Annotated in this window: 18 protein-coding genes; 5 read left to right on the top strand and 13 right to left on the bottom strand. The window is 73.1% G+C overall.

The genetic code is table 11. The features are described 5' to 3' along the window. Positions 1–69: 69 nt before the first annotated feature. The 9 genes from VR44_RS20970 to VR44_RS20930 all read right to left on the bottom strand — a co-directional run bounded on the left by VR44_RS20970 (position 70) and on the right by VR44_RS20930 (position 4,267). Positions 70–438, bottom strand: a complete 369-nt coding sequence (locus VR44_RS20970) for a hypothetical protein (protein ID WP_045949093.1) — start codon at positions 436–438, stop codon at positions 70–72. A gap of 79 nt (positions 439–517) precedes the next feature. After that, positions 518–922 (bottom strand): gas vesicle protein K, encoded by a 405-nt coding sequence (locus VR44_RS20965; RefSeq protein ID WP_045949092.1) that lies wholly within the window; start codon positions 920–922, stop codon positions 518–520. Beyond that, entirely contained in the window at positions 912–1,118 is a 207-nt protein-coding gene (locus VR44_RS20960; protein ID WP_045949096.1) for a gas vesicle protein, read from the bottom strand. The genes VR44_RS20965 and VR44_RS20960 overlap by 11 nt, the downstream gene beginning before the upstream one ends. 50 nt (positions 1,119–1,168) lie before the next feature. Continuing rightward, positions 1,169–1,981 (bottom strand): GvpL/GvpF family gas vesicle protein, encoded by an 813-nt coding sequence (locus VR44_RS20955; RefSeq protein WP_052713738.1) that lies wholly within the window; start codon positions 1,979–1,981, stop codon positions 1,169–1,171. Continuing rightward, positions 1,978–2,415 carry a gas vesicle protein gene (locus VR44_RS20950; RefSeq protein WP_425424521.1) on the bottom strand — a complete coding sequence of 146 codons (438 nt, stop codon included), beginning with the start codon at positions 2,413–2,415 and terminating at the stop codon, positions 1,978–1,980. Before VR44_RS20950 ends, VR44_RS20955 begins: the two co-directional genes overlap by 4 nt. 27 nt (positions 2,416–2,442) lie before the next feature. After that, positions 2,443–2,691, bottom strand: a complete 249-nt coding sequence (locus VR44_RS20945) for a gas vesicle protein GvpG (protein ID WP_045949091.1) — start codon at positions 2,689–2,691, stop codon at positions 2,443–2,445. Between the two features lie 17 nt (positions 2,692–2,708). Next, entirely contained in the window at positions 2,709–3,425 is a 717-nt protein-coding gene (locus VR44_RS20940; RefSeq protein WP_045949090.1) for a GvpL/GvpF family gas vesicle protein, read from the bottom strand. Between the two features lie 5 nt (positions 3,426–3,430). Then, positions 3,431–3,940, bottom strand: coding sequence for a gas vesicle protein GvpJ (gvpJ, locus tag VR44_RS20935; RefSeq protein WP_045949089.1), 510 nt, complete (start codon positions 3,938–3,940; stop codon positions 3,431–3,433). Positions 3,941–3,970: 30 nt separating this feature from the next. Next, entirely contained in the window at positions 3,971–4,267 is a 297-nt protein-coding gene (locus VR44_RS20930; protein ID WP_045949088.1) for a gas vesicle protein GvpO, read from the bottom strand. A gap of 195 nt (positions 4,268–4,462) precedes the next feature. On the opposite strand from VR44_RS20930, the gene VR44_RS45175 reads away from it, so the two are divergent. After that, positions 4,463–5,425, top strand: coding sequence for a hypothetical protein (locus VR44_RS45175; RefSeq protein WP_045949087.1), 963 nt, complete (start codon positions 4,463–4,465; stop codon positions 5,423–5,425). 4 nt (positions 5,426–5,429) lie between these two features. After that, complete coding sequence (locus VR44_RS20920; RefSeq protein ID WP_045949086.1) at positions 5,430–6,527, top strand: SRPBCC family protein; 1,098 nt, start codon at positions 5,430–5,432, stop codon at positions 6,525–6,527. Here VR44_RS20920 and VR44_RS20915 read toward each other — a convergent pair. The 3 genes from VR44_RS20915 to VR44_RS20905 all read right to left on the bottom strand — a co-directional run bounded on the left by VR44_RS20915 (position 6,524) and on the right by VR44_RS20905 (position 7,832). Then, complete coding sequence (locus VR44_RS20915; RefSeq protein ID WP_045949085.1) at positions 6,524–6,697, bottom strand: CsbD family protein; 174 nt, start codon at positions 6,695–6,697, stop codon at positions 6,524–6,526. The genes VR44_RS20920 and VR44_RS20915 overlap by 4 nt on opposite strands. 88 nt (positions 6,698–6,785) lie before the next feature. Next, a complete protein-coding gene (locus VR44_RS20910; protein WP_045949084.1) occupies positions 6,786–7,334 on the bottom strand; it encodes a DUF6328 family protein in 549 nt (182 codons plus the stop codon). A 123-nt stretch (positions 7,335–7,457) separates the two neighbouring features. Next, positions 7,458–7,832 (bottom strand): hypothetical protein, encoded by a 375-nt coding sequence (locus tag VR44_RS20905; protein ID WP_045949083.1) that lies wholly within the window; start codon positions 7,830–7,832, stop codon positions 7,458–7,460. A 137-nt stretch (positions 7,833–7,969) separates the two neighbouring features. On the opposite strand from VR44_RS20905, the gene sigJ reads away from it, so the two are divergent. Continuing rightward, positions 7,970–8,890 (top strand): RNA polymerase sigma factor SigJ, encoded by a 921-nt coding sequence (gene sigJ / locus VR44_RS20900; protein ID WP_045949082.1) that lies wholly within the window; start codon positions 7,970–7,972, stop codon positions 8,888–8,890. Between the two features lie 25 nt (positions 8,891–8,915). On the opposite strand, the gene VR44_RS20895 is transcribed toward sigJ, so the two are convergent. Continuing rightward, the gene (locus VR44_RS20895; RefSeq protein ID WP_045949081.1) at positions 8,916–9,599 is read right to left on the bottom strand and encodes a MerR family transcriptional regulator; all 684 of its coding nucleotides are present in this window, start codon (positions 9,597–9,599) and stop codon (positions 8,916–8,918) included. Positions 9,600–9,769: 170 nt separating this feature from the next. Between VR44_RS20895 and VR44_RS20890 the strand changes: the two genes are divergently transcribed. Then, the gene (locus VR44_RS20890) at positions 9,770–11,101 is read left to right on the top strand and encodes a YhgE/Pip family protein (protein ID WP_045949080.1); all 1,332 of its coding nucleotides are present in this window, start codon (positions 9,770–9,772) and stop codon (positions 11,099–11,101) included. A 252-nt stretch (positions 11,102–11,353) separates the two neighbouring features. Further along, on the top strand, positions 11,354–11,565 hold a 212-nt coding region (locus tag VR44_RS20885; protein ID WP_045949079.1), incomplete at its 3' end, for a DUF4389 domain-containing protein.

Genomic DNA, 11,565 nt, shown 5'->3' with positions numbered 1-11,565 from the left:
CTGCCCTGAGACCGAGACCGCGGCCGTCGTGACGGGCGGGCGGGCGGCCGGCGGGCCCGGCCCCCTGTCCTACGCGCCCTCGTCGTAGGTCCCCGCCTCGACCTCCAGGGCCAGCTCCTGCAGCACCTCGAGGGAGGACACGTCCGTACGCCCGCTGTCGTGCGCGATCGCCAGGCTGGTGAACGCCAGGCTGAACCCGGAGACCATCGTGTGCAGGGCCGGGCCGAGGGCCTCGGCCACCAGGGCCGCGACCTGCTGGGGCGTCGCGTCGGCGGGGACCCGGATCGACGGCAGCATCTCGTTCAGCAGCAGGGTGGCCACCCCGGGCGCCTCCTGGGGGCCCGCGTCCTCCTCACGGCCGGATTCCACGGCCCGGCGGACGTCCTGGGCCTCGGTGAGGATCCCGATCACCCGCTTGAGTATCTCTGCGCGTTCCATCCTGCGGAGCGTAGTCCGCTGCCGCGGTCAACGCGGTGGGAAACGCGGAGCCGCACACGCGGAGCCGCCCAGGCCCGCCTCAGTCCGCCGGCGGCAGCAGGGGGCCGAGGGGCCCCAGGTCGAGGTTGAGGTCGGCGAGGCGGTAGCCGTGCTGGGCGCACAGCTCACCCATCCGGTCGTGGAGGGCGAGCAGCGTGGCCCCGAGTTCCTCCTCCTGCGCCTCGCTCAGGCCGCCGGCCTCGACGCGGCGCAGGGCCTGGCGCTCGATGAGCTGGCGCAGCAGTTCCACCAGGGTCAGGACGAGTTTGACGAGGTCCTCCGCCGCGCTGTCGGGGCCGGTGCGCAGGCGTCCGCCGGGGGCGGGCCGGGCGGACGTCTCGGCCGGGGTGGCGGGCAGCAGGCGCAGGGCCTCGGCCATCGCGTCACCGACGCCGTGCGGGCCGGGCTGGGCGTCGCGGTGCGGGGGGCGGCCGTCAGCGGCCATCATCGTCACCGTCCTCCAGGGTGGCGACCGAGCAGACGAGGGCGCGCAGGGAGATCCGTACCAGGTCGATGTCGGCGATCGACAGCACGATGTCGCCCGCGATGACCACACCGCCCGCCAGGAGCCGGTCGAGGAGGTCGACGAGGGCCACCTGCCGGTCGGGCAGGACCCCCTCGCGGCGGCCGGCCGGGGTCATGGCATCCACGGCATCCACGCCCTCCAGGGCATCCATCGCGTCCACGGCCTTCACGGCTCTTCGGGCGGGGGCGGCGGGGCGGCGAAGGAGTACGGCGCCCACGGCCCGGTCACCTCGACGCGCACCCCCGCGAGGCCGCGGGCCGCACCGGCCAGGGCCTCCAGGAAGGCCTCCGCGTGTTCGTCGGGGACCAGGTAGGCGTCGTTGAGGACGTTCTCCTCGGGCGACGCTGACGTGAGCGGCCCGCTCTGGGCGGGGTGGCCGACCCGGTCCGCGGTGAAGCGGCGGGCGACGGCGGCGACGCGCTCAGTGGCCAGCCCGGCCTGCCGGTAGTGGTCCTCGTGGGCGCTGCGCTGGGCCCGCCGGGCCTGGAGGTAGGCCCGGCCGGGGCTCGCGCCGGCCACGGGCGGTTCGGCCTCCGCGGGCGGGGCGGGCCGGACGTAGACCTTGACCCCGTACTCGGTGTGGCCGCTGAGCCGGGCCAGCCGGGTGGCGAAGGCCTGGCCCTGCGTGCGCAGGACGCCCAGCGCGGCGGCGTGGTCCTGGTAGAGGGTGGCCAGGCGCAGGGGCAGGACGGTGGTGTGCGCCGCGAGGGCCTCCACGACGCGGTGGTGGGAGCGCGCGGCGTCCTCCAGCCACCTCAGGTCCTCGAAGCGGGCTTTGAGGGCGTCCTCGTCCCAGTCGGGGCGCGGGACGTCGCTGATGACGAAGGCGACCGGTCCCGGATCGTCACCGGGGGCGTGGAGCAGCGTGACGGGGCGGCCGCCCACACCGGTGAGCGAGGGCAGCAGCAGCCGCACCGCGGGCGCCGGCGGGGTGACGGCGTAGACGTACGTGAGCGGGGCCGCGGGCGGGGCGCTCATGACGGCGGCCTGCGCTTCGCGGTGTCCCGGGCCGGGGCCCCGCGGCGGGCGGCCGCCCCGGGCCCGGCCTGCGCCCCGGGCAGCGCGGAGGCACGCCGCAGTTCGGCCAGTTCGGCGCGCAGCCGTTCGTTCTCGGCGGCCAGCGCCCGGTCCTCCTGGCGGGAGGAGCCGGAGGACAGCGAGGTGTCGTGCTCCCACCAGTCGATGCCCATCTCCTTCGCCTTGTCGACCGAGGCGATCAGGATGCGCAGTTTGACGGTCAGCAGCTCGATGTCGAGGAGGTTGATGCGGATGTCGCCCGCGATCACGATGCCCTTGTCCAGCACCCGTTCGAGGATGTCCGCCAGGCTGGCCGAGGAGCCGGCCGGGGGGTATCCGGTCATGGCGGGGTCCGAGCCGAACCTGCGGGCCATCGGGTCCGTCACCGTGCTCACCTCCGGGGTCTCGTCGGCTCCGTCCGGTCACCGGCCGGAGCGGCGGAACTCCTCGATCTCCTCCAGGCGGTCGAGCAGCGCGTCCTCCTCGCGGTCGAACGTCTCCTCGTCGATCTCCCCCTCGACCAGCCGGTGTTCGAGTTCCGCGAGTGCGGCCCGGACGGGGCCGGGGTCGTAGTACACGGCCTCCGCCTCCTCGGCCACGCGCTCCGCCACCCAGAGGGCGACGCGCACGGGGAGGAGGGGCGCCGTGACCAGTGCCGTGAGCAGTCCCATGGGCGGGCGCTCCTTCCCTACGGAACGAAGCTGTACGGGGGGAGCGGACCGGTCAGCCGGGTCCGGACCCCGGTGTCGACCTCCCGGGTGAGCCCGGTGTGGGCGTCGAGGAAGGCGCCTTCGCCGTCCCGGGGAACGAGGAGGGAGAGGTTGACGAAGTCCTCGCCCGTGGGCGGGTGTACGACATAGGCGCGGGCCAGCGGGGCCAGGGCACGGATGAGGTCCGCGGAGGCGTTCGAGGACCTGCGGTCCACCTCGGCCGCGACCAGCTGTCCCAGTTCCAGGGGCAGCCGGGGATCCGTGTCCCCGGCGAGGATCTCCTCGTTGAGGCCGCTCGCGCGCGGGGAGTCCTCCAGGATCCCGCGCAGCAGGACGCCCTCGTCCTGCCGGGCCTTGACGTTGTACTCGGCGCACCCCTGCACACCGGCCAGCGCGTCGAGGTAGCCGTCCGCACGCTCGGCGAGGACCTGCCGTACGGTCTCGTCGTCGGGGGCGGTGTAGCCGAACTGCAACGGCAGCGGGGTCTCGTCGGCCATCAGCCGGTCCAGGACCGCCTGATGGGCGGCGATGTCCCGCCGCTTGGGACGGATCGCCTCGCCCACGTCGCTGACCACGGCCCGCAGTTCCCCGCTGTCCAGCGTCCGCACGGCCGGGGCGTCCGGCCCGACACCGGTGAGCCCGCCGAGGCGGCAGGGGTGCTCGCGCCTGGTCACGGCGTACACGTAGACGGCCATGGGGGTCACTCCCTCTCACGGCGCGCCGCCCGGCGGGCGGTCCTACGGCGCCGGACGGGCTGCTCTTCCTCTTCCCGCTCCTCGTCCTCCGGCTCCTCCCACTCCTCCGGCTCCTCGTCCTCGTCCTCGTCCTCGTCCTCGTCCCGGTCACCGCCGGTGAGGGACTCCTTCACGGCGTCGATCGCACCCCCGAGAGCACCTTTCGCCTTGCCCCGGCCGCCGCCCTCGAGCATGTCGCCGACGACCTCCGGCAGCTGGGCGGGGGCCTTGCGGCCGGCTTCCAGGTCCAGGCGGTTGCACGCCTCGGCGAAACGCAGATAGGTGTCCACGCTGGCGACCACGATGCGTGCGTCGATCTTCACCAGCTCGATTCCGACCAGGGAGACGCGGACGAAGACGTCGATCACCAGTCCCCGGTCGAGGATGAGTTCCAGGACGTCGTAGAGGCTGCTGGTGCTGCCGCCCCGGTTGTCACCCCTGACGGCCGTGCCCGCTCCCTGCGGCATCATCGTCATGGCGTCGCTTCCCTTCCCAGCCGGTCCGCGTCAGCGGTCCGGCCGGTCGACCATGCCCCGGCTGTACCTCCGGGTCCTCTCGTAGGAGATCAGTTCGCCTTCCGCGTCCAGGGCGACGGTGTAGCTGCCCATGACGCTGGTGGTGTCCGGAATGCGCTCCAGCTCGACCACTTCCACGACCGCCTCCCAGCCGTCCTCCGTGGGCTTCACGGAGGACACCGAGTCGGGCGGACGTCCCAGGAGCTCGGCCAGCTGCTCGGCGGCGGCCCGGAGTACCGCGGCCGCACCGGGCGCACCGCGCCTGTGGGCTGGTCGTCGCGTGGCCATGTGCTCCCCTCGTGAACGAATCTCCATGGACTAGCGCCCCTCCCCAGGTGCGTGCGCGCCACACCTCGCAAACAGAACTTTTTTGGCATATGCCGCATACTCCTCGCCGACGCGAGCAGGCCTGTAGGTATCGCGCGGGCCGGAAGACCGTCGGTACGGCGCACTGACCATCCACTTCGGAAGGGAGCCAGGCTGATGGACGACGCGAGCAAGATCGCCCTGGCGGCCGCCCTCGCAGGGGGCTACGTACTGGGCCGGGCGAAGAAGGGCCGCATGGCCCTGTCCCTGGCCACCTACCTCGCGGGCCGCAGATTCGGCCTGGAGCCGGGCCGGCTGATGACGCAGGGCCTGGAGAAGCTCGGCGAGGTGCCCCAGATCGCGGAACTCGGTGAACAGCTCCGCGGCGAAGCCTTCGCGGCGGGCCGCAAGGCCCTCACCGCGGCCGCCAACCGCCAGCTGTCCGGTCTGGCCGACACGCTGCACGAGCGCACCCTCGAGCTGACCCGGGGACCCGAGGACAAGACGGAGGACGAGGACGCCTACGAGGAGGACGAGGACCGGGACTACGAGGACGAAGAGCCCTACGAGGACGAGGACGAGGAACGGGACGAGACGGACCGGGGCGACGAGGAAGAACCGGAAGAAGAACCGGAAGAGGAGCCGGAAGAGGAGCCGGAAGAGGACGAAGAGCAAGAGGCGGAGGAGAAGCCGCGCAGGACGCGGGCGGCGCCCGGTTCACGCCGGACCCCGACGCGCTCTTCGACTCCCTCGCGGTCCTCGCGGTCCTCCCAGTCGTCGGGGTCCTCGCGGTCCTCGGCCTCCTCGCGTTCCTCGCGTTCCTCCACGTCGGCCCGGACGCCCTCGCGGCCCTCGCCGTCCCGGAAGAAGGCCGAGCCGGCGAAGAAGACCGCTTCCCGCGCCAGGCCGGCGGCCAAGAAGACGGCCGCCCCCGCGAAGAAGGCCGCCCCCGCGAAGAAGGCCTCCTCCGCGCGGCGCGCTCCGGCGAAGACGGCCAAGCCGCCCGCGAAGAAGGCGGCGGCCAAGCGGGCGCCGGCGAAGAAGACCGCTTCCAGCCGCCCGGCCCGCAGCGGTACGGCCAAGAAGACCGCAGCACCGGCGAAGAAGACGTCGGCCCGCAAGCCGTCGACCCGGAGGTAGCGCCATGGCCACCACCGAACGCTCCCGCTCCGGGAGCAAGACGTCACCCATGGACCAACTGCTCGGCGAACTCGGCGACTACCTCACCGCGCAGGCCGGGAACCTGGCCGACAAGGCCGCCGACAAGATCGACGACCTCACCGACCAGCTCTACGACGTGGCGGACAACGGAGGCTCCCTCGCCGAGATCGGCGGCCGGCTCCTCGGCGGCCGGCTCCTCCAGGGCGACTCTCCCGTCAAGGCCGCCGTGGGCGGCACGATCGGCAACCTCGTGGACAAGGCCAAGGAGGTGGGCGGCGGCCTGCTGGGCGGCAAGGGCAAGAGCCGCAAGGGCGGCTCCAAGCCCACCCACATCGCCGAGTCCGTCGACATCGGAGTCCCGCTGCGTACCGCCTACGACCACTGGACCCGGTTCGAGGACTTCAGCGGCTTCGCCAAGGGCGTGCGCAGCGTGTCCCAGGACGACGACACCACCTCGGCGTGGAAGGTCAAGGTGGGCCCCTCCACCCGCAGTTGGAAGGCCACGGTGCAGGAGCAGATTCCCGACGAACGGATCGTGTGGACCTCGGACGGCCCCAAGGGCACCACGCGCGGATGCGTCAGCTTCCATGAACTGGCCCCGTCCCTCACCCGTGTGCTGCTGGTCGTCGAGTACTACCCCTCCGGCCTGTTCGAGCGGACGGGCAACCTCTGGCGGGCCCAGGGCCGCCGGATGCGGCTGGACCTCAAGCACTTCGTGCGCCACGTGACGCTCTCCGGCGACGAGGAGCCCGAAGGATGGCGCGGTGAGATCCGCGACGGCGAGGTCGTGACCACGCACGAGGAGGCCCTCGACCAGGAGGGCGAGGAGAACGGCGAGGAGTACGAGGAGGGCGAAGAGCCCGACGCCGAGGAGTACGACGAGGAGGACGAGGAAGAGGACGACGCGGACGGGGACGAGACGGAAGAGGAAGACGCCGAAGAGGAAGACGAAGCAGAACCGGAAGACGAAGCAGAACCGGAAGAGGAAGAGGAAGCAGAGGAGGAGCGGCGCCCGCGCCGGGCGCGCCGCCGCCGTCCCGAGGACGGCGGCCCCGCTTCGGGCCGGATGGGTTTCGGCTAGTGCTTCAGGGCGTCCTTGGCCTTCTGGCCCGCCTGCTTCGCGTCGGCGGCCGCCTGCTCGGCCCGCCCCTTCGCTTCGAGGCTCTCGTTTCCGACGGCCTTGCCGGTGGTCTCCTTGACCTTGCCCTTGACGTCCTTGCCGATGTTCTTGGCCTTCTTGCCCGCTGCCATGCGTGCTCACCTCCTGGACAGAGCTTCTCCTTCGCCCGCCTTCCCGCCCGGACCCCGGGTATGCGTCGGTACGCGCGTTTTCTCGGGCCTACTGCCGGGTTTCGAACAGGGTGTCGCCGCGGCGGAGCACCGCCGTCCGGCGGACGAGGGCCGTCGGGACGAGCCAGCAGCCCGCGCACCACACCACCACGGTCAGGTCCACCACCAGGGCCGTCGGTGCCCCCAGGACCGTGCGCAGCACGATCAGCAGGGCCAGGGCGACCATGCCCAGCAGCAGGACCAGCCCCGTCAGGGTCAGCCGGGCGGCCCACACCACGGCCTCGGGCTTGACCCCGAGGCCGGTGACCAGCCGGTGCAGGCACACGGGAGCGGTGAGCGCCCCGGTGGCCGCGCCGCCGAGGACCACGCACACCACGTACAGCAGGTGGTCCGTGGTCGGCAGGCGCCCGAACACCTGGCTGAAGGGGGCCGCCAGCAGGAACGCGAGGAGCAGCTGGACGGCGGTCAGCGCGACGCGCACCTCGTGCAGCAGCTCACCCCACAGCCGGTCCGCCCGTTCGTCACAGCTCTCGTGCCGGTCGCCCGGGCCGAGCAGACGGGCTCGCTGGTGCGTTCTCGACAGCAGCCGGTTCGACATGGCGGCCTCCTCGTGCTGGCCAGTGCGTCTGCCCCGGGCCTGCGCCGTCATGCGGCCCCCGCCCGGCCGGCCCTGTGCGGCCTGGAGGACCCTCCAACGGTTTCCGCCTCCCGGGCTGACCGCTCAGCGCCGACGGCGCCCCAGGTCGAGGACGCTCAGCCCGAACATCAGGACCCCCAGGGGGACATGGACGGAGGGGACGTGCGCGATGCCCAGCACCACCTGCACCGAGGCGAGCGCGAGGAACCCGCCGGCGTACAGGACCGGCCGCGGCGAGCCGCCCCCCGGCCGCCACGCCAGGACGGCCGCGAGCACGTACAGCATCGACGCGCCGTACATCACGCGGGCCCCGACCCCGTGCAGCAACTCGCCGTAGGAGGTGGACAGCAGCAGCCCGGCGGTGAGGGCCTGGAAGAAGATCGCCACGGTCTGTGCGGCCACTGCCGCCCGCACGAACACGACTCCGCGCCGGGCAACGGTCGTCTCGATGGTCGTCATGGGAGGGCCCCTTGTCTGCCTCGCGGCGGTGGTCGGTACTGTCTCGCTGGTCCGACGACGCAGCACCGCGAAATGTGAGGTGCGCAGGCCGGGAGCGGATCCAGCGGAACGAGCACCCCCGAGGAGTCGTCGCGGTCATGAGCAGCAGCACCCCGCCCGAGCCGGAACCCGGCGTGATCGCCGGTGAGCGGCGCCACCTCACCAACCTCGCCTACCGGCTGCTCGGTTCACTCACCGAGGCCGAGGACGCGGTCCAGGAGAGCTACGCCCGCTGGTACGCGATGCCACGGCCGCAGCGGGCGGCCATCGACTCCCCGGGGGCCTGGCTGACGACGGTGATCAGCCGGATCTGCCTGGACGTGCTCGGCTCGGCGCGCGTCCGCCGCGAACGGTACGTGGGCGAATGGGTCCCCGAACCCCTGCCCGACCGCACCGAATGGCCGGGCGGGCCGCGATCCGCGACCGACCCGGCGGACCGGGTCACCATCGACGACTCGGTGGACATGGCCTTCCTCGTCGTCCTCGAGTCGATGACACCGGCCGAACGCGTGGCGTTCATCCTGCACGACGTCTTCCGCTACCCCTTCCCCGAGATAGCCAGGATCGTCGACCGCACCCCGGCGGCCTGCCGCCAACTGGCCGCGTCGGCCCGCCGTCGCGTAGCGGCCACCGCGCCCCCGGCCTCTCCCAGCCCACAACAGGCCTCCGTGCTGCGCGAGTTCAAGGAGGCCTGGCAGTCGTCCGACATCAGGACCCTGGTGGCCCTCCTCGACCCCGGCGCCACGATGGTCGCCGACGGCGGCGGGCTGGTCAGCGCCGTCCGGCGCACCATCGAGGGCGGCCGGGACATCGCGGGGTACCTGATGCACATCGCCGGCCTTTCGCCGGGCCTGACCCTCCTGCAGCGCACGGTCAACGGCCGGCCCGGCCTGGTGGCCCAACGCGACGGAGTCACGGTCACGGTGGCGGCCTTCCACCTCACGGAGGGCCGCATCACCCGCATCTGGGCGGTCCGCAACCCGGAGAAACTCCGCCCCTGGACCGCCCCCCACCCGTGACCGTGCGGGATTTTCGCAGCACCCCCTAGTGCGGCCCGCATTCCGACGGCGGGCCGCCGGCGTCCCCGTCCGCCAGCCGCCGCCGGACCTGGTCCTCCTGGGCCAGGCGGCGCAGCAGCTCGAACACCGGGGCGCAGATCGCGAAGACGATGACCGCCCGCTCGGCCAGTGCCACCGGGTCGTCCAGGCATTCGGCCCGCGCCAGGTCCAGCCGGGCCACCGACTCGGCCAGCCCGGCGTAGGCGGCCAGCTCGCCCGGGGCGTACTGCGCGTCCAGCCGCCGCAGCTCCTTGAGGGCCGTCGTGAGCCCCTGTACGTGCGGGGAGGCGGCGGGCGCCCGCCAGTCGAGGGCCGCCAGCAGCTCCGCCACCTCCGCCCCCGCGGCCCGCTCCGCCTCGGCCTCCTCCTCTTCGCCGGCGCCGCCCTGCGAGGCCACCGGCACCGGGAGGGCGTAGCTGATCGCCCCGAGGGCGCCCTCCGTGGTGCGGGCCTGGTCGACCGCGCCGAGCACCTCGCGGGTGGCGGCGATGGACAGGCCGCCGAGCGTGGTCAGCGCCTTGATCAGCCGGAGCCGTTCCGCGTGCTCCTCCCCGTATTCGGCCAGGGTCGCGGCGGTCGCCCGGCCCGCGGGCAGCAGGCCCTGCCGCCGGAAGTACTTGATGCTGGCGACCGGCACTCCGGTCCGCCGGCTGAGCTCCGAGATCTTCATGCGGCCTCCCTGCCGGTCATCCCGTCCGGTTCCCGCCACCGGAGATCGCGGCAATTGGACACCACAACAAGATACTGCCACTATCCAGTAGCTGGATACCAGAAGTATCCAGCTGAGGAAGGCGGCCGAAGCAGCCCGCCGCAGCCGCACCGGAAGATCCCGGAGAACCGATGCCCCACCCCACGCCCCGTTCCGTGCTCCGCCGACCCCAGCTGTGGATCGGTACGGGACTCATCGCCGCAGTGGTCTCGATGTTGTTCGCCCTGCTCTACGTGGGCGGCAACGTCAATCCCAGAGGCAACCTGCGCGACCTGCCCGTGGCCCTGGTCAACGCCGACGCCGGCGCCGACGCGGGCGGCCGCCACGTCGCCCTCGGCGAGCAGGTCGTCGCGGGCATACGCAAGGCCGCCGAGAACGACAAGAGCATCGACTGGCAGCTGGTCAGCCGCGAGGAGGCCGACAAGCGCCTCGGCCGCGGCAAGGTCTTCGGGGCCCTGGTCATCCCGCAGGACTTCAGCGCCACGGTGACCGCGCTCGCCGCCCCTCAGCCCGCCGCCCAGGGCAAGCAGCCCGTCCCGCCGACGCTGAGCGTGCTCACCAACCAGTCCGCCGGCAGCATCGGCTCCTCGATGTCCTCCCAGGCCGCCCAGAAGGCCGCCCACGCGGCCTCCGCCCGGATCGGCCAGGAGCTCCTCAAGCAGGCCGCCGCCCAGAAGGCCCAGCTGCCGACGGCCGCCCAGCTCAAGCTCGCCGACCCGGTGACCGTGACCGTCGCCGACGGCCACCCGCTCGGCGCCCGCAGTGCCATGGGCCTGAGCGCCTTCTACTACGCGCTCGTCCTGGTCGTCTGCGGCATGCTCGGCGCCAACCTGGTCAACTCCCAGGTCGACACCGCCCTCGGCTACCTGCACACCGACTTCGGGCCCTTCCGCAAGCGCGAGCCCGTCCAGCACACCAGCCGCGTCCGCACCCTGGCCATCGGCATGACGCTCATGCTCGGCCTGTCCCTGGTGATGGGCTCCCTCGTCGAGGCCGCCACCGTCGGCATCCTCGACATGGACGCCTCCCACCTGGGCCACCTGTGGCTCTACTCGGTCTCCACCATCGCCGTCGTCGGCATCGGCAGCCTCGCCCTCTTCGCCGCCTTCGGCACCCCCGGCATGCTGCTGGCCACCGTCGTCTTCGTCGCCATGGCCGTCCCCTCCTCCGGCGCCACCGTCCCCCTCCAGGCGCTGCCGGGCTTCTTCCGCGGACTCTCCGAGTTCGAGCCGCTGCGCCAGATCACCGAGGGCCTGCGCTCCCTGCTCTACTACGGCGCCCAGGCCGACGCGGGCCTGACCCGGGCCTGGACCTCCATGGGCATCGCCCTCGTCGCCGCGCTGGCCTTCGGCTTCGCCGTCACCGCCCTCTACGACCGCCGGGGCCTGCACCGCATCCCGCGGCCCGAAGCGGACACCGACACCCCGGCCGTTCCCGCCGCGGCGGAGCCGGCCACGGCCTGACCCGCCCGGCAGCACCCGGTCCGGAGCGCCGGTCCACCGTCCAGGAGACGGGGGCCGGCGCTCCGGCGTTCCCGGCGACGGGGCCCTTCAGGGCAACGGGCGGCCCCGTACAGCCCGGATCCTTGGAATGAGGCGTTCCGCGCGGTACCCCTGGCAGGGCGTACGCGCGCACCCCAGGCCCCCGGCCCGGTTCCCCCGGCCCGGCCGGACCGCCGGCGGGCGCGCGCGCCCCATCGACGGCAGGAGCGCCCCATGACCACAGGCTGGACCCCTCACCCGTCCCAGCCGGAACACCTGCCGGAACTCGACGTGCCGCCGCCGGGCCGGCAGCGGCGCTGGACGGTCCTGCTGCGGTTCCTGCTGCTCCTGCCCCAGTTCATCGTCGTCGCCGTCCTCGGCATCGCCGCCTTCTTCGTGACGGTCGTCGGCTGGTTCGCCGCCCTGTTCACGGGCCGCCTCCCGGC

It is taken from the genome of Streptomyces katrae, from assembly GCF_000966975.1.
GTDB classification, from domain to species: domain Bacteria; phylum Actinomycetota; class Actinomycetes; order Streptomycetales; family Streptomycetaceae; genus Streptomyces; species Streptomyces katrae.
Note: the sequence above shows the minus strand (reverse complement) of the source record. Positions and strands in the feature narration are given on the sequence as shown.